At 64.7% G+C, this 22,228-nt stretch carries 23 protein-coding genes and 4 pseudogenes; 18 read left to right on the top strand and 9 right to left on the bottom strand.

Annotated features, from left to right (window positions below):
- Positions 1-69 precede the first annotated feature (69 nt).
- A complete protein-coding gene (locus OWR21_RS11535) occupies positions 70-1,200 on the bottom strand; it encodes a porin (protein WP_147219076.1) in 1,131 nt (376 codons plus the stop codon).
- Positions 1,201-1,697: 497 nt separating this feature from the next.
- Here OWR21_RS11535 and OWR21_RS11530 point away from each other — a divergent pair.
- A pseudogene (locus OWR21_RS11530) lies at positions 1,698-1,981 on the top strand (hypothetical protein).
- A gap of 146 nt (positions 1,982-2,127) precedes the next feature.
- On the opposite strand, the pseudogene OWR21_RS11525 reads toward OWR21_RS11530, so the two are convergent.
- The 4 genes and pseudogenes from OWR21_RS11525 to OWR21_RS11510 all read right to left on the bottom strand — a co-directional run bounded on the left by OWR21_RS11525 (position 2,128) and on the right by OWR21_RS11510 (position 7,575).
- Positions 2,128-4,337 (bottom strand): annotated as a pseudogene (locus tag OWR21_RS11525) (xanthine dehydrogenase family protein molybdopterin-binding subunit).
- A pseudogene (locus tag OWR21_RS11520) lies at positions 4,334-5,354 on the bottom strand (FAD binding domain-containing protein). Before OWR21_RS11520 ends, OWR21_RS11525 begins: the two co-directional pseudogenes overlap by 4 nt.
- A gap of 9 nt (positions 5,355-5,363) precedes the next feature.
- Positions 5,364-6,053: a 2Fe-2S iron-sulfur cluster-binding protein gene (locus OWR21_RS11515; protein ID WP_332395324.1), complete on the bottom strand. Its 690-nt coding sequence runs from the start codon at positions 6,051-6,053 to the stop codon at positions 5,364-5,366.
- A gap of 211 nt (positions 6,054-6,264) precedes the next feature.
- On the bottom strand, positions 6,265-7,575 hold the full coding sequence (locus tag OWR21_RS11510) for a M20/M25/M40 family metallo-hydrolase (RefSeq protein WP_332395323.1): 1,311 nt from the start codon (positions 7,573-7,575) through the stop codon (positions 6,265-6,267).
- A gap of 183 nt (positions 7,576-7,758) precedes the next feature.
- On the opposite strand from OWR21_RS11510, the gene OWR21_RS11505 reads away from it, so the two are divergent.
- Positions 7,759-8,553 carry a DUF1835 domain-containing protein gene (locus OWR21_RS11505; RefSeq protein ID WP_024977378.1) on the top strand — a complete coding sequence of 265 codons (795 nt, stop codon included), beginning with the start codon at positions 7,759-7,761 and terminating at the stop codon, positions 8,551-8,553.
- Between the two features lie 99 nt (positions 8,554-8,652).
- Here OWR21_RS11505 and kefC read toward each other — a convergent pair whose 3' ends face one another.
- Positions 8,653-10,593, bottom strand: a complete 1,941-nt coding sequence (gene kefC / locus OWR21_RS11500; protein WP_316891646.1) for a glutathione-regulated potassium-efflux system protein KefC — start codon at positions 10,591-10,593, stop codon at positions 8,653-8,655.
- A gap of 23 nt (positions 10,594-10,616) precedes the next feature.
- Entirely contained in the window at positions 10,617-11,180 is a 564-nt protein-coding gene (gene kefF, locus OWR21_RS11495; protein ID WP_147216641.1) for a glutathione-regulated potassium-efflux system oxidoreductase KefF, read from the bottom strand.
- A gap of 397 nt (positions 11,181-11,577) precedes the next feature.
- Here kefF and OWR21_RS11490 point away from each other — a divergent pair, with 397 nt between their 5' ends.
- The 4 genes and pseudogenes from OWR21_RS11490 to OWR21_RS11475 form a co-directional block, all read left to right on the top strand.
- Entirely contained in the window at positions 11,578-12,273 is a 696-nt protein-coding gene (locus OWR21_RS11490; RefSeq protein ID WP_027680412.1) for a GNAT family N-acetyltransferase, read from the top strand.
- 258 nt (positions 12,274-12,531) lie between these two features.
- On the top strand, positions 12,532-14,166 hold the full coding sequence (locus OWR21_RS11485) for a methyl-accepting chemotaxis protein (RefSeq protein ID WP_332395322.1): 1,635 nt from the start codon (positions 12,532-12,534) through the stop codon (positions 14,164-14,166).
- 15 nt (positions 14,167-14,181) lie between these two features.
- The gene (gene cysC / locus OWR21_RS11480) at positions 14,182-14,829 is read left to right on the top strand and encodes an adenylyl-sulfate kinase (protein WP_332395321.1); all 648 of its coding nucleotides are present in this window, start codon (positions 14,182-14,184) and stop codon (positions 14,827-14,829) included.
- Positions 14,826-15,836, top strand: a pseudogene (locus tag OWR21_RS11475) (sulfotransferase family protein); the annotation flags it as partial. The gene cysC and the pseudogene OWR21_RS11475, both read left to right, overlap by 4 nt.
- A 98-nt stretch (positions 15,837-15,934) precedes the next feature.
- Here the strand turns inward: OWR21_RS11475 and OWR21_RS11470 are convergent.
- On the bottom strand, positions 15,935-16,372 hold the full coding sequence (locus tag OWR21_RS11470) for a MarR family winged helix-turn-helix transcriptional regulator (RefSeq protein WP_332395320.1): 438 nt from the start codon (positions 16,370-16,372) through the stop codon (positions 15,935-15,937).
- Positions 16,373-16,504: 132 nt separating this feature from the next.
- On the opposite strand from OWR21_RS11470, the gene OWR21_RS11465 reads away from it, so the two are divergent.
- From OWR21_RS11465 to OWR21_RS11415, 11 genes are all read left to right on the top strand, one after another.
- Entirely contained in the window at positions 16,505-16,858 is a 354-nt protein-coding gene (locus tag OWR21_RS11465; protein WP_316902002.1) for a hypothetical protein, read from the top strand.
- A 12-nt stretch (positions 16,859-16,870) separates the two neighbouring features.
- Positions 16,871-16,993 carry a VOC family protein gene (locus OWR21_RS11460; RefSeq protein ID WP_332395319.1) on the top strand — a complete coding sequence of 41 codons (123 nt, stop codon included), beginning with the start codon at positions 16,871-16,873 and terminating at the stop codon, positions 16,991-16,993.
- Complete coding sequence (locus tag OWR21_RS11455; RefSeq protein WP_332395318.1) at positions 16,990-17,307, top strand: hypothetical protein; 318 nt, start codon at positions 16,990-16,992, stop codon at positions 17,305-17,307. Before OWR21_RS11460 ends, OWR21_RS11455 begins: the two co-directional genes overlap by 4 nt.
- Positions 17,308-17,386: 79 nt before the next feature.
- The gene (locus OWR21_RS11450; RefSeq protein WP_147216655.1) at positions 17,387-17,878 is read left to right on the top strand and encodes a cupin domain-containing protein; all 492 of its coding nucleotides are present in this window, start codon (positions 17,387-17,389) and stop codon (positions 17,876-17,878) included.
- A 124-nt stretch (positions 17,879-18,002) separates the two neighbouring features.
- On the top strand, positions 18,003-18,344 hold the full coding sequence (locus OWR21_RS11445; RefSeq protein ID WP_332395317.1) for a hypothetical protein: 342 nt from the start codon (positions 18,003-18,005) through the stop codon (positions 18,342-18,344).
- Between the two features lie 20 nt (positions 18,345-18,364).
- Positions 18,365-18,745, top strand: a complete 381-nt coding sequence (locus OWR21_RS11440; protein ID WP_332395316.1) for a LysM peptidoglycan-binding domain-containing protein — start codon at positions 18,365-18,367, stop codon at positions 18,743-18,745.
- Positions 18,736-19,149: a hypothetical protein gene (locus tag OWR21_RS11435; protein ID WP_147216659.1), complete on the top strand. Its 414-nt coding sequence runs from the start codon at positions 18,736-18,738 to the stop codon at positions 19,147-19,149. Before OWR21_RS11440 ends, OWR21_RS11435 begins: the two co-directional genes overlap by 10 nt.
- Positions 19,150-19,170: 21 nt before the next feature.
- Positions 19,171-19,608, top strand: a complete 438-nt coding sequence (locus OWR21_RS11430) for a hypothetical protein (RefSeq protein ID WP_102063932.1) — start codon at positions 19,171-19,173, stop codon at positions 19,606-19,608.
- 61 nt (positions 19,609-19,669) lie between these two features.
- A complete protein-coding gene (locus OWR21_RS11425; protein ID WP_332395315.1) occupies positions 19,670-19,924 on the top strand; it encodes a hypothetical protein in 255 nt (84 codons plus the stop codon).
- Between the two features lie 6 nt (positions 19,925-19,930).
- Complete coding sequence (locus tag OWR21_RS11420; RefSeq protein WP_332395314.1) at positions 19,931-20,059, top strand: hypothetical protein; 129 nt, start codon at positions 19,931-19,933, stop codon at positions 20,057-20,059.
- A 42-nt stretch (positions 20,060-20,101) separates the two neighbouring features.
- Positions 20,102-20,368 (top strand): hypothetical protein, encoded by a 267-nt coding sequence (locus OWR21_RS11415; protein WP_332395313.1) that lies wholly within the window; start codon positions 20,102-20,104, stop codon positions 20,366-20,368.
- 47 nt (positions 20,369-20,415) lie between these two features.
- Here OWR21_RS11415 and OWR21_RS11410 read toward each other — a convergent pair whose 3' ends face one another.
- Positions 20,416-20,904: an Lrp/AsnC family transcriptional regulator gene (locus OWR21_RS11410; protein ID WP_027680403.1), complete on the bottom strand. Its 489-nt coding sequence runs from the start codon at positions 20,902-20,904 to the stop codon at positions 20,416-20,418.
- 155 nt (positions 20,905-21,059) lie between these two features.
- Here OWR21_RS11410 and hppD point away from each other — a divergent pair, with 155 nt between their 5' ends.
- Positions 21,060-22,166, top strand: a complete 1,107-nt coding sequence (gene hppD / locus OWR21_RS11405) for a 4-hydroxyphenylpyruvate dioxygenase (protein ID WP_332395312.1) — start codon at positions 21,060-21,062, stop codon at positions 22,164-22,166.
- Positions 22,167-22,228: the final 62 nt, after the last annotated feature.

Raw genomic sequence — 22,228 nt, 5'->3', positions numbered from 1 at the left:
AAAAACAGCAGGCAAAAGAAAAGGCGCCCGAAGGCGCCTTTTCCGTTCCCAATCGAGTGACAGCGTCGATTAGAAGATGTGGCGGATACCCACGCCAACGCTGGTCTGGTTCGACTTGCCAGTGCCGGCTGCGTTGCCGCCACCCGACAGTTCCGGCAGAGCTGCGTCCTTGACCTTGTTGTAGTCGACCGTGCCATACACTTGCGTGCGCTTGGACAGGGCGTACTCGGCCAGCAGAACGCCGGTGTAGCGCTTGCCGTCGTTGCCGGCGGTCAGAGCAGCGTTCTTGATGCTGTCGTAGTAGAACGCGCCCGTCAGAGCCAGCGCCGGGGTGATGTTGTACGTCACGCCCAGGATGCCGACGTGGTCACGACGCTTCGTGGCGCCCGGGGTCAGGCCAGCGCCCGAGGTGGCGTTGCCGTAGATGTTCAGGCCGAAGGCGCTGCCGCCGACGCAGTTTGCCGAGCTGTTCACGCAACCCGTGGCGTCGCTGCTGTCGATGTAGCCTGCGAACAGCTTGGCTGCGGCGATGGTGTAGTTACCACCGATACCCCAAACGGTTTGCTTGTTGCCAGCAACGTCCTTGTGCTGCTGTGCGAAGGCGCCGATGTAGGCCGGACCGAATTCATAGGCCACCGTGCCGCCAACGTACGAGTTCTGGCTAGCAGCGCCAGCCACTTCGCCAAAGCCGTAGGCCAGGCCGACCGACAGGCCGTTCCACTTGCCTTCGTACTTCAGCATGTTCGATTCACGCAGACCGGTCAGGCCGTAGTACATCCACGAGTTGCCGTCGTAGTTACCCACGCCCAGCGGGTCGAAGTTGCCGCCGGTCGTGAAGCCGAAGTTGTATTGACGGCCCAGCGTGATGGTGCCCAGGTCCTTGTTCGACAGACCCACGAACGATTGACGGTTGAACAGCGTACCCGAGCTGCTCATGCGGCCCGAGTCGGAGTTGAAGCCGCTTTCCAGCACGAACAGTGCCTTGTTGCCGCCACCCAGGTCTTCCGAGCCCTTCAGGCCCCAGCGGCTGTTCGACACAGCACCGCTTTCCATCTGGGTCACGCTGTTGCCAGCTTGGTTGGCGTTGTTGATGTAGTGAATGCTGGTATCGACAATACCGTACAGCGTCACGCTCGATTGGGCGTAGGCAGAACCTGCGAACAGGGCGCCAACTGCAACCAGAATGGCAGACTTTTTCATGTGGGCTCGTAATAAAAGAGTTGTCTCAAACCGCCCGACCCCGTGTGCATGAGGCTGGGCTCCTCCGTTTCCTTAACTTCCGTGTCGGAAGTGCCGCGCAAATTTAACAAAAGCCCATATGCGCGGCAAAGCAATTCACGGAATCGTTCTACCAAGTGTGGTAAGCGCGCATCGCTCTTAATGCACCGCACCAAATCGGCCTGCAACAAGGCTTGCAGCCGCGTCGCGCCCTGCTGTGGTGCATCAAGGTCGGCCGCGGCATTTGAACCGCTCTCTTGATTAGACAAAAAGGTTAGGAATTTGCCGAGGGCATTACGCCACTGGCGCGAATTTCAGCGCCATTCACGCTGACTTGCATCATTTCGGCGCCAACAACAAACCGTTCGTCGCACCACCGTGGATGCGGCATGCCCCTGACCTAGGCTGTAGACCGTGGCAAGACATCAAATGACCACGCCTAAAACAGCACCGAAAATCAGTTGAAGAAGGAGTTCGCCATGCGACTCAAGCAAATGGGGTTGGCCGCCATGCTGGCGGTCGGGGCCCTCGCGGCGGGCAGCGCTTGGGCGCAGGCCAGCCGCGTGGAAGTGTTCGGCCAGAATGCACGGGCCGAACGGTTTGACGTCTATAGCGACGGTGCCCGCACCGGACGCTTCGACACATATACAGAAGGGCGCGCAGCGGCCGCTTCGATCCGTATTCGGACGGCATGCGCAGCGACCCTGCCGGCCGCGCCCGCGAGGGTGGCGGCACGGTCTACGGGTATCCGGTTCCGAATTGATGCGCTGAACGGCATTCACCGCGTTCGTCACGCAGCCGTTACGCATTGATCAGTTACGGGCCGGTCTCCAGGCATCCTCCGTTTTCCGCCTCTTGGCCCACTCGGGCCCCGCTGGTGATGCGCCAGCGGGGCTTTTTCATGCGCGCTCAGATGAGCTTGTCGAGCGTGATTGGCAATTCGCGCACGCGCCGGCCGGTGGCGTGGTAGACGGCGTTGGCGATGGCCGCCGGCACGCCGGTAATGCCGATCTCGCCGATGCCCTTGGCGCCCAGCGGGTTGACGTATGCGTCCGCCTCGTCGAGTACGAGGATGTCGATGTCGGGCACATCGGCGTTGACGGGCACGTGGTACTCCGCCAGGTTGTTGTTCACGATGCGGCCGTAGCGCGTGTCGAGCAGGCTCTCTTCGAACAGCGCCATGCCCATCCCCCACACGATGCCGCCCATGAGCTGACTGCGTCCCGTCTTGGCATTGAGCAACCGCCCTACGCCGTAGCTGCCCACGATGCGCGAGACGCGGACCACGCCCAGATCCGCATCGACATGCACCTCGACAAACACCGCGCCGAACGAGTGCATTGAGAATTTCTGCTTTTCCTCCCCCGGCTGCACCTTGGCCGTCACCTCGATGGGGCGACCATGGCGGGCAACCACGGCAGCCACCGGTTCCCGCGCACCGCTGCGTGCGGCGAGCACACCGTCGGCCACCGTGATGTCCTCCGCGGCCAGCCCATGCAGCGGCGAACTGGCGTCGGCAATGGCCGCGGCAATGGCCGCGGCAATCAATGCATCGCGCGCCTGCTGGCCGGCGGCCTGCACGGCGGGCGATACGCTGGCCACGCTCTGCGAGCCGCCCGACACCGGCGCTTCCGGCATGCGCGTATCGCCCAGGCTGAAGTGCACGCGGTCGACGGGCATGCCCATGGCATCGGCCGCTACCTGCGTCATCACCGTGTAGGTGCCGGTGCCCAGATCCTGCGAGCCCGATTCGACCTGCGCCGTACCGTCCGGCAGATAGCGCGCCGTGGCAGCGGCCGCGCTGCGATTGGCCGGGTACGTGGCCGTGGCCATGCCCCAGCCGACGCGTGTGTTGCCCTCACGCATGCTGCCCGGCTGCGGGTTGCGACGCGCCCAGCCGAAGCGCTCGGCGCCAGCGCGGTAGCACGCAGCCAGGGACTTGCTCGACCACGGGATGCGTTTTCCGGGTCTTGGGCGGCATCGTTGCGCAGGCGCAGCTCCACGGGGTCGATGCCGAGCGCGTAGGCCATCTCATCCAGTGCGACTTCCAGCGCGAACGTGCCGGTGGCTTCGCCTGGTGCGCGCTGGAACGTGGGCGTACCGACGTTCAGACGCGCCAGCCGATGCGTCGTCCGCTGATGGGGCGTGTCGTAAAGCATGCGGGTGACGATGGCGCAGGGCTCGGTCCAGTCCTCGATCATCGACGTGGTGGTCAGCGAGTCATGCGAGATGGCGGTGAAGCGGCCATCGCTGGCGGCGCCCAGGGCGATGCGCTGCTCGGTACGCGGGCGGCCGCCAACGGGGCCGAACATCTGCGGCCGCTCCAGGACCAGCTTGACCGGCCGCCCCACCTGCCGCGCAGCCATCGCCGCCAGCACCACGTGCGACCACACCGAACCCTTGCAGCCGAACCCGCCGCCCACGAACGGGCACACCACACGGAGCTTGTCAGGCGACAGGCCAAGCGTCTTGGCGACGGTGCGGCGCACGCCAGAGACGTATTGCGTGCTGTCGTACAGCGTAAGCGAATCGCCCTCCCACACGGCGATGGTCGCGTGCGGCTCCATCGGGTTGTGCGTTTCCATGGGCGTACCGTAAACGGCCTCGATGCGCTGCGCTGCCTGCGCCATGCCGGCAACCACGTCGCCGCGCGTGGTGTCGGCCGACTGCCCCTGCACCTTGCCGGGCGAGTGCGCATCGGCGCGGGCAGTTTCGAAATCGAGCCGCGCCGGCTGCTGGGCAACCTCCACGCGCACCATGCGCGCTGCGGCCTGCGCATGTTCCAGCGTGTCGCCCACCACCAGCGCGACGGGCTGGCCGTTGTAATGCACCTGATCGTCCTGCAGCAGCGACAGCACGCGCCCGGCCGGCGGTTCCAGCGCGGGCTTGCCACCGTTGGGCAAGCGCGGTGCGTTCTCATGCGTCATCACCAGCAGCACGCCGGGCATGGCCTGCGCGACATGGGTATCGACCCGCGTGATTCGACCGGCCGGCACGGTGCTCTGCACCAGCACCGCATGCACCAGACGCGGCACCTGGAACTCTGCTGAGTAGCGCGCCTGGCCCGTGACTTTGAGCAGACCGTCGGTGCGGTCCAGCGGTTGGCCGACGTTGCTCATGCCACACCTCCTGTCGGATTGGCGGGATTGGCGGGATTGCCCGCGATGGTGAGCGCCCGGGCCACGGCCCGCTGTGCGAGGGCACCTTGAAGCCGTTGTCGCGCAGCGGCTGGGCGCCCTGCACAGCCAGCGCGCCCGCCTGGGCAAACAACTGCGCATCCACGGCCTGGCCCGCCAGCATCTGCTCGGCCGCATGCGCACGCCACGGCTTGTGCGCGACGCCGCCGAGCGCAATGCGCGCCTCCCGAATCGTCCGCCCATCTGTCTGCAAGGCCAGCGCCGCAGCCACCGACACCAGCGCAAACGCGTAGCTCGCGCGGTCGCGCACCTTCAGGTAATGCACGTGCGAGCCGAACACGGGCGCCGGCAGGTCGATGGCGACGATCAGCTCGCCGGGCTCGAGCGTCGTGTCGATTTCGGGATGCGCTTCCGGCAACCGATGGAAGGCTTCGATCGGGATACGCCGCTCGCCATGCGTGCCGTGCACAACCACCGTGGCGTCCAACGCGGCCAGCGCGACGGCCATGTCGGATGGATGCGTCGCCACGCAGGCCTCGCTCGCACCCAGGATGGCGTGCATGCGGTTGAAGCCCTCGCGCGCGGCGCAGCCGGGCCGGGCTGCCGCTTGTTGCACGCCGGGTACGCCGTGTCGTAGAAGTAATGGCAGCGCGTGCGCTGCATCAGGTTGCCGCCGTTGGTGGCCATGTTGCGCAACTGGCCCGACGCGCCCGACACAATCGCCTCACTCAGGAGCGGATAGCGCGAGCGCACCAGCGGATGCGCCGCCGTATCGGCATTGCGTGCCATCGCGCCCAGGCGCAGGCCGCCGTCGGGCAACGCGCGGATCTGCGCCAGCGGCAGACGGCTGACATCGACCAGCCGCTGCGGCTGCTCGACGCCGCCCTTCATCAGGTCCAGCAGGTTCGTGCCGCCGCCGATATAGCGCGCGCCCGGCTCGCGGCCCAGGCGCACGGCGGCTTCGATGGTCGACGCACGGTCATAGGCAATCGATTGCATGGCGGCTCCTCAAACAGTGTTGCCCGACTTGGCAGCCACCACGCGAATCGCCGCCACGATGTTGGGGTACGCGCCGCAGCGGCAGAGGTTGCCGCTCATGCGCTCGCGTATTTCGTCTTCGGTCAGCGCAACAGGGCCGTCATTGGCCATTGCCGCAGGCGACGTCACGGTGCTCGGCATGCCGCGGCGCGCCTCTTCCAACACCGCCACCGCCGAGCAGATCTGCCCCGGCGTGCAATAGCCGCACTGAAACGCGTCATGTTCAAGAAACGCGGCCTGCACCGGATGCAGCGCCGCACGGTCGACCACGCCGTCGTGCGCGTGCGCCAAGCCTTCAACGGTGGTGATGGCCTCGCCTTCGTGCATGATCGCCAGCGTCAGGCAACTGTTGATGCGCCGGCCGTTCACGAGGACGGTGCATGCGCCGCACTGGCCGCGGTCACAGCCTTTCTTGGTGCCGGTCAGCCCCAGCACCTCGCGCAGCGCGTCGAGCAACGTGACGCGCGGCTCCAGCGACAACGCATACGGCTTGCCATTGATGTTGAGCGAGACCGGCCGCGCCGGCGCCAAAGCAGCGGAGCGGGCCGCGCCCTGCGCCGGAGGGCGCGCGCCGGCGGATTCATGCGGCAGCGCCAACGCCGAGGCCGCGGCCGCGGCGCTCTGCAAAGCCGCGCCGGCTGGGGCGGGCGGGTGATCCATCCGATTCGCGGGCTGGGTGGTTCGGTGCTGCGGAGGGATGTTCGGACATGACGCGCGCTCCACCGGCCGGGCGGCCGTAGCTGGGGACATGCGTCACGGGAAAGCAAGCGGAATACCCGGCACCCGGGCGGTGGGAAGCCGCAGGACAGCGGCTTCGCGCAGGAGATGTGCTGCGGCGCGTGTAAGGCTTACGCGCCGCGTTGCAGTGCGGTTACCTGGCCGGGCCGACGCGGTCGCGCGACACGTCCATGACCATGCGCGTCAACAGGTACAGGCGCGGCACGATCGAGTTCAGGTCGACGTATTCGGCGTCGTTCGAGTGCGCGCCAAAGCTCGCCAGGCCAAAACGCTCGATCACCGGCGCCTTGGTCTTCGAGGCGGCAAACGCGGCATCGGTGCCGCCGCCTTCGGCCTTGTCGTCAATCTCCAGCGTCTTGCCCAGTTCGCCGTAGATCTTCTGGGCGTGCTCGGCCAGCGCGCGCGAGGCCGGCGTCGCTTCCAGCGGCGGGCGGCGACGCTCGAACTTGGCCGTGACCTGCGTATCCGGAATCAGCTTGTTCTTGATGCGTTCGTTGACGGTTTCTTCCAGCTTGTCGGCGTCGGCCGCGCGCAGCAGGCGCACATCGGCCTGGGCGCTGGCCACGGCCGGGATCACGTTGCGGTTCGTTCCGGCCTGCGCCACCGTCCAGTTCACCTTCAGGCCCGTTTCGGGCTTGGACAGATCGCGCATCTGCAGCACCTGGTGCGACAGCTCGTACAGCGCGTTGCGACCCTGCTCCGGTGCGCCGCCCGCGTGCGAAGCCTTGCCCTTCACATCCAGCAGGATCGCGCCGATGCCGCTGGTGGCCAGCGACAGCTTGTCCGACGTCACGCGCGTGCCCTCGCACGAGAACACGGCGTCCTGCTCGGCGCCCAGCTTGGCCTGCATGGCCCGCGCGCCCGGCGAGCTGATCTCCTCATCGCCGTTGATCAGCACCGTGAGCGTGCCGTACTGCTTGAAGTTGACGGCCTGCAGGATGGCGATGGTGTGCAGGATGACCGCCACGCCGTTCTTGTCGTCGGCGATGCCCAGGCCGTAGGCCCGTTCGCCGTCGATGCGGAATGGCTGCTGCGCCAGCATGCCCTTCAGGTAGACGGTATCCATGTGCGCGATCAGCATGATGTTGCGCTTGCCCTCGCCCTTGAAGCGCGCGAGGACCATCTTGCCGATCTTTTCGGGCGTGTCGGCCATGCGGTAGGCATGGTCGCTCGGGTCGATGAGCTTGACGTCGCCGCCCATGCCGCGCAGGCGCTCGGCAATCACCCCGGCAATCTTGTCGAGGCCTTCGATGTCCTTGCTGCCCGATTCGATCGAAACCAGTGTCTTCATGGTGTCGATCAGCGCCGGTTTTTCCTGCTGGGCGCGCTTGTAAATTTCAGCCGGGGGCACGGCGGCGGCCTGACCGGCAACCAGCGCACCCACCAATGCGACAACGGCCAGCACTGCAGGGCGCACGCCCTTGGGCAACAACGGGGCTCTCATGAATGCTTCCTCACCTGTTCTTAGTTATGGTCTGCAACAAACCGGCGATTTTCTCACGCCCGCCTGAGGATTGCCCGAGGGCCATTCCCCCTTTGGCTAGGCGCATGACACCGCGCAAAGGAATACTGATAGAGATGCGCAAAACGAAAGCGCAGGGCTGACACTCTCGCTACAATTGCTGCCATGCAATACATCCATGTCGTCAACGGCGATGTTGCCGGCGCCACGCTCAAGCAGGCGCTCGCACAGGCTGGCCGCCCCGATTCCGTAGTCGTACTGCGCGACGATCTCGCCGTCGGGCCGCTGGTCGACGTCGACAGTGTCGCCATGGCGCGCTCCGGCTTCTGGCAGCGGGTGGCGCCCAACAGCAACATCGACTTCGCCGCCGAGATGCGCGACGCACTGGCGTCGCTCGCCGACCTGCGCGATGCCACCACGGAAGTCGCCATCTGGCACGGCCAAAGCGCGTCGGACCAGCTCATGCTGCGCCGGGTGGCGTTTCACCTGCACCAAGCGCCCCAGCGCATCAATGAAGTCGGCATGGATGTGCGCGAACTTGAGGCCCCCAACGGTCAGGGACCGCTGACGACCATCGGCATGTATTCGGGCGCCCGCCTGGCACGGCGGTTTTCGACCATCGCGCCGGTGTCGGTGTTGCGCATCGGCCGCCTGGCCTACGAATGGCAGCAGACCGTGCGCGAGAACGCCGACACGCGGCTGTGGAAGGGCAACACGCTGGTGCCGGTGTCGTACGGCACCGTCGATGAAGTGATCCTGGAGCACGTTCCGACCGACTGGGCCAGCGCACGCGACGTGGTGGGCAGCATCATGGGCGCCATCGACGGGTTGCTCGCCAGCGACTGGTTTGTCTTCTGGCGCTGCCGCGAACTGGTCGGCAACGGGCAGCTGCTGCTGCGCGGCGAGGCCGATTCGCTCAGCACCTGCGAGCTGCGGCGCAACGTCAGCGTGGCCGTGTAACTGCCGCCCTAAACCTGGATGTGACCCGAGGAGCGCCAAAAGCGCTCCTTTTTGTTTGTGCGCGGCTTGCGCCTGAAGCGCGTTCGTAACCGGCGCGAGTTACCCGTCGCGCCGGAGGCCAGCCCGCGCGGGGCAACCAATCGGGGCATCGGCGTCGCCGCCGTCGACCTCGTTGGCAAGGTCGCTGTCGGGCTGCGCGCCTTCCATGTCGCTGTGGACGTCGCCCTCGCCCCACGGCATACCGGATTCGCGCAGGCGTTTGCGCTGCGTGCGGTCGCGCTGGAACATTTCGGCCAGCTCGTCGCGCCCCTGCTGCGCAAGCGACACGAGCTTCTTCTGATCGCGATAAACCGGGTAAACCTGCTCCATTGAATTGAGCGTGTGGCGGCGGAACGTCTGCGCGATGCGATGCGCCTCGTACGGCGCCTTGCCCAGGCCTTCCAGCACGCGACGGCTCAGCATGAGCGAGCCCTCGAACATTTCACGCTCGATCACCTCCACGCCGCGGTCGCGCAGCTGGTAGACGTGCGACACGTTGCGCGCCCGCACGTACAGCTTCAGGTGCGGAAAACGCTCGCGCACGCGATCGACCACTTCCAGGTTGGTTTCCATGTCGTCGATGGCGACGACCATCATGCGGGCCTTGTCGGCGCCGGCCGTTTCCAGCAGGTCCATGCGCGTGGCGTCGCCGTAGAAAACCTTGAAGCCGAAGCGGCGCAGCATGTCGATCTGGTCCGGGTCGTGGTCGAGCACGGTGGCGCTATAGCCCTGGCTGTAGAGCATGCGGCCGACAATCTGCCCGAAACGCCCGAAGCCCGCGATGATGACCTGGTTGTCCTGCGGCTCGATGGCGTCGGGCGCGCGCTTCTTGCCGTCCATCATGCGCGGCACCAGCACCTTGTCGTGCAGCAGGAGCAGCAACGGCGTGGCGGCCATCGACAGCGCCACCACGAGGTTGAGGGCGGCGGCCGTCTCGTCGCCCAGCACGTTGCCGGCCACGCCGGGGCCAAACACCACAAACGCGAACTCACCGCCCTGTGAGAGCAGGAAGGCAAACAGCCACGCCTGTCCGCGCGCAATGCCAAAGCGCGTGGCCAACAGACGCAGCGCGCCGATCTTCACGGCCAGGAACACCGCCACCAGGCCGATCACGGCCCACGGCTGGCGCATCAGCACGCCAAAGTCGATCGACATGCCGACAGCGAGAAAGAACAGGCCAAGCAGCAGCCCCTTGAACGGCTCGATGTCGGTTTCCAGCGCGTGACGGTATTCCGAATCAGCCAGCAGCACGCCGGCAATAAAGGCACCCAGCGCCATCGACAAGCCCACGCTGTGCATCAGCAGCGCGATGCCCACCACCAGCAGCAGCGAGAACGAAGTGAACATCTCGCGCATGTTGGTGCGGGCAATCGCGCGCAGCACGGGCCGCAGCAAGGTGCGCCCGCCAAAGATCACGGCCGCCACCACGCCCACCGCTTTAAGCGCCGCAAGCCAATGGTCGCCGCCCGCTGCATCGGCGGGTTCGGGTGCCAACAAGGGGAGCAGCGCGATCATCGGGATGGCCGCAATGTCCTGGAACAGCAGAATGCCGAAGCTGGCCGTGCCCGCCGGCGTGCGCATCAGGTTGCGCTCGGCAAGCGTGGCGAGCGCGATCGCCGTGGACGACAGCGCCAGCCCCAGGCCGGCCACCACCGCCGCACGCCACGGGTGGCCGACCGCCATGACCGCCAGCCCCACGGCCAGCGCGCACACCACGAGCTGCAATCCGCCATAACCGAAGATGCTGCGCCGCAGCGACCACAGCCGCGCGGGCTCCAGCTCCAAGCCGATGACAAACATCATCAGCACGACGCCGAATTCAGAGAAATCCAGAATCGACTGCACATTCGTGATGAGCCGCAGGCCCCACGGCCCGACGATGACCCCGGCCAGCAGATAGCCGAGCACCGAGCCCAGTCCCAGGCGACGCGCCAGCGGCACTGCCGCCACGGCTGCAGCCAGGTAGATGACGAAATTGACGAGCAGGTCGTGCGATTGCATGGGCAAGGAAGAAGTCGGAAACGTCAGGCGACGGAACGAGCGACGGCGTCGGCCGGAAGCCAGGGTTGCAGCGCGGCCCGGACCTGCGCGATATGGGCGTCGATGGTCTCAGTGGATGCATCGTCGGCGTCGTGCAGCACATGCGGCGGCTGCCATTGCATGCCGCACAGCGCTGCCGTCTGCTGCAGCGGCAGCAGGAACATGTCGAACGTGTGGCCGTGAATGCCATCCAGGTTGTAGGAATGCGCGCGCCCCCCGGTGGTGGCGAGCACCATCAGGTGCTTGCCGCGCAGCGCCGTACCGCCCGGCCCATAGGCCCAGCCCATCTCCAGCACCACGTCGATCCACTCCTTGAGCAGCGACGGCGTGGCGTACCACTGCACCGGAAACTGGAAGATGATCAACTCCGCCGCTTCCACCGCCTCCTGCTCGGCACGCACATCGATGTCGAAATCCGGGTAATGCCAGTAGAGGTCGTGCATGGCCACGCCGGGCAGGCTGGCGAGCGCACGCGCGAGCGGCTTGTTGGCACGCGAACGGCGCGGCGCAGCGTGTGCGTAGATCACAAGAATGCGCGAGGAGGTCATGGAAAATCAGGAGGCTGGGGCGTCTTGATGGCGCATCTTCGCACGGCTATTGTGAAGCGGCGTTACGAAGAGGGGCGCGCATCGGCTAACGATGTAACGCGAGCAGGGCCCGAAAGCGCGCCGCCCTTCACTTTTGCGCGGCGCAGCATTTACGTTGTTACCACACCACACCGCTGGAGACGGCGCTCGGATGCGCTAAATCAAGGATTTACCGGGAAATCCTTGGGAAAGTCTGACACCAGACTTACGGGGAAACCCTGATTGCACTACAATTGCATGGTGCGTTGCACAACACTCAGTTGCACCCGATTGAGTGCCCCGGAGGTGCCATCCGCGCCTCCGACTCATCACTTCGCTGCCCTCCATTGAAAGGCGCGATCAGAACAGGAACCATGTCGTGAACCCGCTCGAACTGAGCAAGGCCATCGGGGTCGTCACCCAGGACGACATCGACAAGACGGAAGCAGCGCAAGGCGCGCCGCGTTCCACCGTGCTGGTGCGCGAGCTTGCCGCGCACCACCGGTCGCGCCTGCTCAAACATCTGCTCGCGCTCGGCGAGGAAGACCGCCTGCTGCGTTTCGGCCAGGTGGTCCGGGATCACGTCATCGAGGCGTACGTCGACAGCATCGATTTCGACCACGACAAGGTCTTTGGCGTCTACAACGAGCGCCTTGAGCTGACCGGCGTGGGCCACCTCGCCTACCTGCGCGACAACCCGCAAGGACGTGTGGCGGAGTTCGGCGTGTCGGTGTCGGAATCGGCACGCGGCAAGGGCGTGGGCAGCGCGCTGTTCCAGCGTGCCGCCATGCACGGCCAGAACACCAAGGTGCGCACCCTGTACATGCACTGCCTGTCGCGCAACGCAGCCATGATGCACATCGCCAAGAAAGCCGGCATGCGCGTCCAGTACGCCTATGGCGAAGCCGATGCCTACCTCGAATTGCCGCCCGCCGACACGATGAGCCTGCTGACCGAGGCCATTGACGAGCAAGTGGCCGATCTCGATTACATGCTCAAGCGCAACCTGCGCGACGTGCGCCGCTTCGGTCAGCGCTTCTGGCGCTCACTGGTGCCACAAAAACGCACCGTGTGATTGCACCGCTCAGCAAAGAAAAACGCCCGGCTTCCACGGGCGTTTTCTTTTGCGTGACGCATTTGGATTGCCCGCAATTTAATGCAAGTCATTTCATCAAAATAATATCTGCAGAAAATCGCATCGATTTTTCAGCATCCATTTTGTGATGTTGGTTCGACGCGGCATTACGCATATTGAGTAATTTGAATTAAATCCCTCAAGCTCCAGCCGCCCCGCTCGATAGAGCAGTCGTGATCGATTATGACGGGGACAAACATGCGCTTTTCCAAAATGAAGGTGGCCACCCAACTGGCGTGGGGTTTCGGCTTGACGATGGGGCTGCTCGTGCTGCTCATGGCATTCAGCCTGCAGCGCATGTCGGATTTCCGGCGGCTGCTGGAAGACACCACGGAAATCAATGCCGTAGAAGCCAAGCTCGCCGCAAAAATGTATTCGAGCGTTACCGAACGCGCATTGGCTTATCGGAATATCGTGCTGCTGGAGCAGCATGACGAAATCCAGAGCGAACTGAGCCGCATCGAAAAACAGGAAGGCCAGTACAGCGAGGCCGACAGCAAGCTTGGCCGCATGTTCGACACACTGGCGGACACCACCACCGAAGAGAAAGCGCTGCTCGCACAAATCCGGCAGCAGGCCGAACTTGCTGCGCCGTTCGCAACGCGCGTCAAGGCGCTAGTCGCGGCCGGCCACAAGGAAGACGCGTACAAAGTCCTGCGCTTCGAATTCCGCCCCGTGCAGCGCGCCTGGTGGGATCTGCTCGGCAAGTTGCAGGCGTTTGAAGAAAAGCTCAACGACGAAAACACCGCCAAGGCCAAGTCGAGCTATGTCGACAGCCGCAACTGGCTGCTTGCGCTGAGCGTGCTGGCACTGCTGGTGAGCCTCGCGGCCAGCGCGCTCATCACGCGCGGCCTGCTGCGCAAGCTTGGCGGCGAGCCTGGAACGGTGGCCGACATCGCCAGCCAGATCGCTGGAGGCAATCTGGCGGTGGTCATTCCAACGCGCAGCGACAACGAGGCAAGCCTCATGCACGCCATGAAGCGCATGCGTGACAGCCTCGCGACGATTGCCGAACAGGTGCACACCAGCACCGACACGCTGGCCACGGCATCGGAGCAGATCGCCACCGGCAACTTCGACCTGTCGACCCGCACGCAGGAACAGGCTTCCGCGCTGGAGGAATGCGCGGCGTCGATGGAAGAACTCAACGCCACCGTCAAGCAGAACGCTGAGCACGCGCGGCACGCCAACCAACTCGCCGCCACGGCCGCCGAGGTCGCGACACAAGGCGGCACGGTGGTGGCGCGCGTGGTGGACACCATGGGGGCAATCAGCGAATCGGCACGCAAGGTGAGCGAAATCATCGGCGTGATCGACAGCATTGCGTTCCAGACCAACATCCTCGCGCTCAATGCTGCCGTGGAAGCAGCCCGCGCCGGCGAGCAGGGGCGCGGCTTTGCCGTCGTCGCCAGCGAGGTGCGCGGGCTGGCGCAACGCTCGGCGACGGCAGCCAAGGAAATCAAGCTGTTGATCAGCGATTCGGTCAACCACGTGGATGCGGGCAACACCCTCGTCGAGCAGGCCGGCACGACCATGCAGGACGTCGTGACGAGCATCCACCGCGTAACCGCCATCGTGACCGAGATCATGGGCGCGACCGACGAACAGGCCAGCGGCATCGACCAGATTCACCGCGCCATCACGCAGATGGACGAAGTCACGCAGCAGAACGCTGCGCTGGTTGAAGAAGCGGCCGCAGCGGCGGAATCAATGCGCGAGCAGTCGAGCCGACTGGTGGGTGTGGTGAGCGTATTCAAGCTCGCCAACCCGGCGAAAGCGGCAGCACCTGCTGCGCGCATCGGCTATCACCAGGCCGCCCTGTTGCCGGCCTGAGCCCGAGACCCCACGATGAAATCTGCCCTTTCGTCCTGCGCCGGCCCCGCCGCACGCAATGTCTACTGGCATGCCGGCGGCGTGGCCGACGAGGCCCGTGCGCACCAGTTTGGCCATGCGCCGCTCACCCTGTGGCTGACGGGCCTGAGCGGCGCAGGCAAATCCACGCTCGCCTATGCCCTGGAGAAGCGCCTGTACGAAACATGCCAGCGCTGCGCCGTGCTCGATGGCGACAACCTGCGTCATCACCTGAACCACGATCTCGGCTTTACCGAAGCCGACCGCACCGAGAACCTGCGCCGCGCCGCCGAGGTGGCACGCCTCATGAACGACGTCGGGCTGATCGTCGTGACCGCGTTCATCTCGCCGCTGCGTGCCGATCGCGAGATGGCGCGCGAGATCATCGGTGCAGACCGGTTTGTGGAAGTACACGTCTGCACCGCGCTGGATGTGTGCGAGGCCCGCGATCCGAAGGGACTGTACGCCCGGGCGCGCGGCGGGCAGATCCCGCAGTTCACCGGCGTGTCGTCGCCGTATGAGGCACCGGCGGCGCCGTCGCTGCGGCTCGATACCGGCGCCATGCCGCTGCAGGCGGCCACGGCCGCGCTGCACGCACATTTGTCCGCCTGGCTGGACATCCGTCAACCGGAGACCGTTCGATGACCGCCCTTCCGCGCCCCGTCCTGATGATTCCGCTGCGCCGCTGCGGCAGCCACGCGCTGCGCCTGCGCCTGAACTTCAACCCGGCGTTCTATGCGCCGTATCCGCTGCACATCGTCGACTTCATGCCGCTGGTGCCGCTGTACGGCAACCTGGAAGACGATCGCGCCTACTTCCGCTTGGTGACCGACGTGATCGGCCTGCAGGCGGCGAGCATGGTCAAGTGGCCCGGCATGGTGTTCGATCCGGTGGAGGTGTTCGAGGCCCTGCGCGACCAGCCGCGCAGCGTGCACCGCGTGGTGTGGGAACTATTGCTGCGTGCGGGCGCACAGCACGGCGCGCGCGTGGTCATGGACAAATCGCTCGACAGCGTGCACTACGCCGCCGAGCTGATGACGCTCTTTCCGGACATGCGCTTCCTGAACGTCGTGCGGGACCCGCGCGCGCAGGTCGCGTCAATGAACCGCGCGATCATCCACGACTTCGACACGCTGCTGAACACGCAGACCTGGGTGGCCGCACACCGCGCCGCCAACGCGCTCATCGCCCAGTACCCGGAGCGCACCTGCACCATCCGCTATGAAGATTTTCTGGTCGATCAGGAAAGCACGTTGCGCCGCGTATGCGACTTCCTGGAGATCGATTTCCTGCCGCAGATGCTCGATGTGTCCCGCTCGGCCGAAGCGCGGCAGATTTCGCGGTTGTCTGCGTTGTGGACGTCCAACTGCTTCGCGCCCATCACCGCCAATATCGACAAGTTCCACCAGCAGTTGTCGATGGATGAAATCACGCTCATCGAAACCCTCGCGCGCGACGACATGGCCCGTTACGGCTATGCCCGGTTGACCGCCGCCAACGCCCGCATCGAAACCCATGCACTGGAAGCCGCGCGCATGCAGTCCGAAGCTGGCCGCCAGGCGGCGTGGCGCGCGCTGGAAGCTGACAACTACCGTGATTTCGTCCTGCGCCGCCACCGCGCTGATTTTTAGGCAGCGTGCGCGAACGGCTCATGCTGCAAGCGATGACGACCGCAGCCATCAAACCCACGGCGTCGCATCGGCTGGAGGCGCTGGCTGACCCGGCCGCGTTTGAGGTGACCGACTAGGGGTCAACTAGCGGCATTGTCTTCATCGGCGCCGGCGGCGCTCTCGACATTGGCAGACATGCGCTGCAGCACGACGCGAAAGCGCTCCAGATCGGCTGCATCGATACCGGCGCGCAAACGCGCGTCGTACGCGATGGCCGCATCCCGAAGCTTGAAGAACAGCGCCCGCCCTGCATCCGTCAGCGCCACCTGATGGACCCTGCGGTTGTCCGGCAGCGGGCTTCGCATCAATAGGCCGTCCTTTTCCATGCCGTTCAGATGATGCGTGAGCGTGGGCCCTTGCACGCCCACCGTGGCCGCCAGCTCAGCCTGGGTACGGTGCTCACCTGCCATCAGGGCCTTCAGGATCAGCCACATCGGCAGCGATCCGCCCCGTTCCTGCAACGCGTCGTCAAACGCGCGGGCCGTCGTCTTGGCGGTCTGGGCGAGGAGGAATCCCACAGGGATGCCATGGGCTTGCTTTGGCTTCATGCTGGTCTATGATAGATATCGAATCATTCGATGTCAAAGAGTAGTCCACGCCAGATGGACCCCGAGTGTTCGCCCAACCCGCAGTTCAAATCAGGAGTCACCATGCAATTCAGTTGGATTCTGTTGATTGCGCTTCACGCCATGGCCACAGTGTTCTGGACCGGTTCCACCTTCATGCTCGCCCGCACTGGCGGTGCCAATGCCGATGTCATGTTTCGCCCGCAGATGGGCGCGGCAACGGTGGCCGTGCTGACGGGCCTCGGGCTCGGCGCGATGGACCACGCCGGGCTGCTCGGCTGGCCGCGCACCGTGCTGATGATCGGCGCCCTGGCGGCCGTCGCGGCGGCCGGCGTGCAAGGCGCGCTACGTAGGCGGCCGGCACTGGCGCATCGCGTTGCAGCGCCGCTGTTGGCTGTCGCCCTGGTGTGCATGGTCATTGCCCGTTATGTCGGCTGAAGGAGGTTCGCCATGATTGTGCTTGATCACACCATCCTCCGGGTACGCAACGCGGCCCGCGCGGTCGACTTCTATACCCAGGTGCTCGGCTTCGCGCACGAGGGCAGATGGGTCCTTTCGATGTCGTACGCGTGAACGACACCTTCACGCTCGACTTGCGCGAGGTCGACGAACTCCAGAGCGAACATCTCGCCTTCAGCATGGACCGCGCGTTGTTCGACACCATCCACGCGCGGCTGGTGGAACGCGGCATCGCGTACGGAGGCTCGCCGTTCGACCGACGCAGTGGACAGGTCGGACAAAGCTTTGCGCGCGCGGCATGGCCGCATCGATCTACTTTGACGATCCCGACGGCCACGCGCTGGAGATCCGTGCCTATCCGGATCCGACTGTCACCGCCTAGGGCAATTGCGTGCTTGTCAGCCGCGCGGGTGTCTTCTCTACGATGAGGATGCGGCACCTCTCGCTCTCCAGTGGCGGCCATCTGCGTCGCCCGCGAGCCGATGCCGAGGCAAGAAGGAGACGAAGATGAAGACACCATCCGCGCAATCGATGCTGCTGACCGCAGCCGTGCTGCTCGTCCTGGGCGCCGCGCCCGCTGCCGCCCAGGACGCCGCCATGGGCGACATGACGATGATCAACCCATCGGCCCTGAAGTGGGTCGACGCGCCGCCGGGCTTGCCCAAGGGCGCCAAGCTGGCGGTGCTCTACGGCGACCCGGGCAAGGACGGCCCGTACGTCGTCCGCCTGAAAGCGCCAGGCGGCTACAAGGTGCCCCCGCACTGGCACACCCAGACGGAGAACCTCACGGTGATCTCGGGCACGCTATACCTGGGCAGCGGCGACACCATGGACATGGGCGCCGCGCATGCGCTCAAGACCGGCGGGTTTCACAACCTGCCGGGAGGCATGCATCACTACGCCTTCACCAAGACGGCAACGGTCGTGCAGATTCATGGCACGGGGCCGCTGGACGTCAAATACGTCAACCCGCAGGACGATCCGTCGGCCAAGCAGTGAAGCCTGACGCGCCAGCGTCGATGATCGCCAGCGGCCGGCAAGGTACATAAACAGCCGTTAACACGCCGCCGACGGGCGCTGGCTACCATGCCCCTCCACAGGTCAAGCAACCACGGAGGGGCAGATGGTCACCAAGGCCCAGGCGAAGCCCAAAACCGATTTCGAGCGCTGGCAGGATTACATCAACACCGCGGCCCAGCACCCCGACCGCTGGAACGGCTACGACTGCGACATCCAGGCTGCGGTGGCGGAATACAACCGCCACCTGATGGGCAACGCGGGCTATCTGCCGCTGGACTGGCAGGTCGTCAAGGCGATGGTGTGGGTCGAGACCGGCGCCGATTCGGAAGCGTGGTCCACCCGGCCGATGCAGATCGGCAACCTGGGCGACCCCGCCTTGAATACCCTGCTGCGCGGCGAAGAAGGCAGCGACCTCATCGTCCCCCGGCCATCCGCACCCGGTTGAACGCGGGCCTGGCCCGAACGGTGCCGGCGTGGAACATCCGTGCCGGCGTCGGCTACCTGCTCACGCGCATGGCAAAGTTCGACGTCCGGAGCGTGCGCGATGCCGACGACAAGGTCTATGAAGTGGCCGTCAAGGCGGGCGACAGCTTTGACAAGATCGCCCGCGCGCAAGGCTCGACCCTCGCGGAGATGCGCGCGCTCAACCCGAACGCCGCAACACTGAAACCCGGGCAGGTGGTCAAATACCGCAAGGCCGCCATGCGCAAGGTGATCAGCGGCTGGCGCCCCGTGACGACGCAGAACATTGCCGTGCTGTACAACCACGGCGACGCCGCGTACATCCGGAAACTCGATTACGTGCTCACGCTCATCCCGAAGATCGGAACCGCCGCATGCAAGTAGGCCGCCTCCTTATCGCCGTATCGCTGCTGGCTGCGCAATCGGCCATGGCAGCAGATGCCCTCACCGGAACCTTCCGCGGTGACGGCCGCGCCTGCTACGGCGCGTTGTTCCTCCGCCCGAAAACCATCGAATGGAACGCCAGCTTCTTCAAGTGCGGCCCGACGCGCTACAAGGTGATCGAGCAGGACCTGTCGGGCGAGCATCCGCACGCGGCGTTCAAGATTGAAGACCACCGCAAGCGCTGCGGCCTGGCCGTCATCGAGGTCTCGCGCTACAGCGAGTTCTCGTGGAGCGTAAAGGGCTACCCAACGATGGAGGCGTACCAGAAGCGCGAAGAACCCGGCTGGAAGGATTCTGCCGACCCAGAACGCCAGATCGCCCTGTGCGGCATGCGCAAGGAATAGCGCAGCCAACGCGCCGCCGCCATGCAGCCGCTCCAACGCTTCGCCCTGGAGAAACACAGCGGCCCGTATGAGCAGTGGCCCATGCGCACACGCGTGATCGTCGACGGCGTTCCGCACCCGACGCTCGCCATCCCCGGCTACGAGCTGCTTCGGCAATACCAGACGGACCTCGGCTTCGTCCTCATCACCAATTACGACTGCCCGTTTGAAGAGGCCGTCTCCATCACCCTCGTCGCCCCCGATCTTTCACGTGCCATCAGCACCGGCACCATTGGCGCGGCGTACTACACGTTCTGGCTGGATGAGGTGGAGTGGATCGACGCGAATCACTTCCGCGTCACCTGCGAAGACGCGGTAGGCGATTGGCTGGTTACGCTGCGGGCTCGGCATATTCCGGTGTTATCTCCGGCTGTCTTCATCAAGCGCCGCGTGGCGCCACCGGTGGAGCGTGCGGTGTAGAGTCAATCGCTGCACGTTCATCGACATCTTGTGATGCCCGCCCCGGCCAACTGATACCGTCATGGTCTTCCTAGCAATCAGCCCTGAAGGTTTGCAACGCGCGCTACAACTGGCAAGCGAGGCGAATCTGCCAATCTGGTGCGGAACGGATGCATTATCCGACGTTGACTACGGCAAACTCGCCGGTCGCAACGTTTCGCGGTTTGTCTATCCGCTGCGCGGCGCCTCTGCCCAAGCGCTGCAAGATGCTATCGATACGATCGCGGAGCATCATCCGGGTGAGCCCGTTTGGGTAGAGCACCTGCCGCCCACCTAAACCCTGATGCCATGCGACTTTCACTGGAACTACTTTGGCGTGACCCAGATGACGGCATGCTCGAACTACGACTATCACTTCGAAGCACTGCCCAATCCGTCGCAGTCGACTTCTACGATTACGCACCGAGCTTGACTGCATGGGGCATGCAATTGGCTGCGTTTCCGGCCAGTATCGATGACGAAGTCACCTTCGAGAGGCACAAAGGAAGACAACACCAACCTCTGGTTGGCTATCCGCGCCTTTGTGGCGAACGGTGCCGGCGCCACAGCACTCGAGCTTGAATATGAAGAGCGCGGCGGCCGACTGGACCGCAAGAGCGCTCGTTTCGCGGTTCCCATTGAGGCCGCGGCCATCAATCGCTTTGGCATTGCATTGAAATGCTGGAACCCCACAGAACATGCACCGCTGGTATTTAGCAATGATTTATCGGAGCGCGCCTGACTGAGTTCCGCTCCCCATACTGCTCATGGCGCACGTCCGGATCGCCCTCACACCACCACTGGCAACGCCGTCGTATCCTTGATCCGCTCCAGCGCAAAGCTGCTCTTCACATCGATCACTGCCGGGTGGGCGAGCAGCTGGTCGCGAATGAAGCGCGCGAAGTGCTCCATGTCTTCCACAAACACCTTGAGCAGGTAGTCCATCTCGCCGGTCATGGCATAGCACGTGACCACCTCGGGCCATGTCGCCACCGCAGCGCGAAAGATGTCGGAGGGCCCTTTGCCCTTGGGCGCGCCGCCCTGCTTTTCCAGCCGCACATTGATGTACGCCGACAGCCCCAGCCCGATCTTGGTCGGGTCGAGCAGCGCGGCGTATTGGCGGATCACGCCACTCTCCTCCAGGCGGCGGATGCGTCGCAAGCACGGGCTGGGCGACAGATTCACCCGCTCGGCGACTTCCAGATTGGTGAGGCGGCCGTTGTTCTGCAGGACCTCCAGGATCTTGCGGTCGATCTTGTCGAGTTCCACTTTATTCATTTTGTTGCTCCGCACCAATTAATTCGGCAATTTTCTTGCGCAAATTTAGCAAGGTGGGCACAACTTCGCAATTTTTGCTTGGACGGACACTCCTACACTGCGAGGATCGTCAAAGACCTGAGCGCTCCAGAGCGCGCCCCCACAGGAGACTCACCATGCAATTCACGCCTTGGGAAAACCCGATGGGCACCGCCGGTTCCGAGTTCATCGAATACGCCGCGCCGGACCCCGTTGCCATGGGCAAGCTGTTCGAGAACATGGGCTTTACCGCCATCGCGAAGCACCGTCACAAGAACGTGACGCTGTATCGCCAGGGCGAGATCAACTTCATCATCAACGCCGAGCCGGATTCGTTCGCGCAGCGCTTTGCGCGCCTGCACGGCCCGTCGATCTGCGCAATCGCGTTTCGCGTGCAGGACGCCGCGTTCGCCTACAAGCGCGCGCTGGAACTGGGCGCCTGGGGCTTCGACACCCACAGCGGCCCGATGGAGCTGAACATTCCGGCCATCAAGGGCATCGGCGATTCGCTGATCTACCTGGTCGATCGCTGGACCGGCAAGAACGACGCCAAGGCCGGCGACATCGGCAACATCAGCATCTACGACGTCGATTTCGTGCCCATCGCGGGCGCCAACCCGAACCCCACCGGGCACGGCCTGACCTACATCGACCACCTGACGCACAACGTCTACCGTGGCCGGATGAAGGAATGGGCCGAGTTTTACGAACGCTTCTTCAACTTCCGTGAAGTGCGCTACTTCGACATCGAAGGCCAGGTCACGGGCGTGAAGAGCAAGGCGATGACGAGCCCGTGCGGCAACATCCGCATCCCCATCAATGAGGAAGGGACGGAGAAGGCGGGTCAGATCCAGGAGTACCTGGACATGTACCACGGCGAGGGCATCCAGCACATCGCGCTCGGTTCGACCAACCTGTTCAACACGGTGGACGCGCTGCGCAGCAAGGGCATCAAGCTGCTCGACACGATCGACACGTATTACGAACTGGTCGACAAGCGCATCCCCGGCCATGGCGAAGACGTGGCGGAACTGAAGAAGCGCAAGATCCTCATCGATGGCGCGCCGGGCGACCTGCTGCTGCAGATCTTCTCGGAAAACCAGCTCGGCCCGATCTTCTTCGAGTTCATCCAGCGCAAGGGCAACCAAGGTTTTGGCGAGGGCAACTTCAAGGCGCTCTTCGAGTCGATCGAACTCGACCAGATGCGCCGCGGCGTGCTCAAGGCCGACGATCAGCCGGCCTGAAGACCCTCAAACTTCAGGCGTGCTGTACCCGCACCCCGATGGTTCGCCACCGGGGTGTTTTG

Source organism: Ralstonia sp. 1B3 (assembly GCF_036631435.1).
The sequence above is the reverse complement of the archived record's forward strand: the minus strand, read 5'-3'. Positions and strand labels throughout refer to the sequence as shown.

Excerpts from the sequence above, each read along its gene's own strand:
- OWR21_RS11535 (WP_147219076.1), bottom strand. The coding sequence starts at position 1,200 with ATGAAAAAGTCTGCCATTCTGGTTGCAGTTGGCGCCCTGTTCGCAGGT.
- OWR21_RS11515 (WP_332395324.1), bottom strand. The coding sequence starts at position 6,053 with ATGGATCACCCGCCCGCCCCAGCCGGCGCGGCTTTGCAGAGCGCCGCG.
- OWR21_RS11510 (WP_332395323.1), bottom strand. The coding sequence starts at position 7,575 with ATGAGAGCCCCGTTGTTGCCCAAGGGCGTGCGCCCTGCAGTGCTGGCC.
- OWR21_RS11505 (WP_024977378.1), top strand. The coding sequence starts at position 7,759 with ATGCAATACATCCATGTCGTCAACGGCGATGTTGCCGGCGCCACGCTC.
- kefC (WP_316891646.1), bottom strand. The coding sequence starts at position 10,593 with ATGCAATCGCACGACCTGCTCGTCAATTTCGTCATCTACCTGGCTGCA.
- kefF (WP_147216641.1), bottom strand. The coding sequence starts at position 11,180 with ATGACCTCCTCGCGCATTCTTGTGATCTACGCACACGCTGCGCCGCGC.
- OWR21_RS11485 (WP_332395322.1), top strand. The coding sequence starts at position 12,532 with ATGCGCTTTTCCAAAATGAAGGTGGCCACCCAACTGGCGTGGGGTTTC.
- cysC (WP_332395321.1), top strand. The coding sequence starts at position 14,182 with ATGAAATCTGCCCTTTCGTCCTGCGCCGGCCCCGCCGCACGCAATGTC.
- OWR21_RS11465 (WP_316902002.1), top strand. The coding sequence starts at position 16,505 with ATGCAATTCAGTTGGATTCTGTTGATTGCGCTTCACGCCATGGCCACA.
- OWR21_RS11460 (WP_332395319.1), top strand. The coding sequence starts at position 16,871 with ATGATTGTGCTTGATCACACCATCCTCCGGGTACGCAACGCGGCCCGC.
- OWR21_RS11450 (WP_147216655.1), top strand. The coding sequence starts at position 17,387 with ATGAAGACACCATCCGCGCAATCGATGCTGCTGACCGCAGCCGTGCTG.
- OWR21_RS11445 (WP_332395317.1), top strand. The coding sequence starts at position 18,003 with ATGGTCACCAAGGCCCAGGCGAAGCCCAAAACCGATTTCGAGCGCTGG.
- OWR21_RS11435 (WP_147216659.1), top strand. The coding sequence starts at position 18,736 with ATGCAAGTAGGCCGCCTCCTTATCGCCGTATCGCTGCTGGCTGCGCAA.
- OWR21_RS11430 (WP_102063932.1), top strand. The coding sequence starts at position 19,171 with ATGCAGCCGCTCCAACGCTTCGCCCTGGAGAAACACAGCGGCCCGTAT.
- OWR21_RS11425 (WP_332395315.1), top strand. The coding sequence starts at position 19,670 with ATGGTCTTCCTAGCAATCAGCCCTGAAGGTTTGCAACGCGCGCTACAA.
- OWR21_RS11420 (WP_332395314.1), top strand. The coding sequence starts at position 19,931 with ATGCCATGCGACTTTCACTGGAACTACTTTGGCGTGACCCAGATGACG.
- OWR21_RS11415 (WP_332395313.1), top strand. The coding sequence starts at position 20,102 with ATGACGAAGTCACCTTCGAGAGGCACAAAGGAAGACAACACCAACCTC.
- OWR21_RS11410 (WP_027680403.1), bottom strand. The coding sequence starts at position 20,904 with ATGAATAAAGTGGAACTCGACAAGATCGACCGCAAGATCCTGGAGGTC.
- hppD (WP_332395312.1), top strand. The coding sequence starts at position 21,060 with ATGCAATTCACGCCTTGGGAAAACCCGATGGGCACCGCCGGTTCCGAG.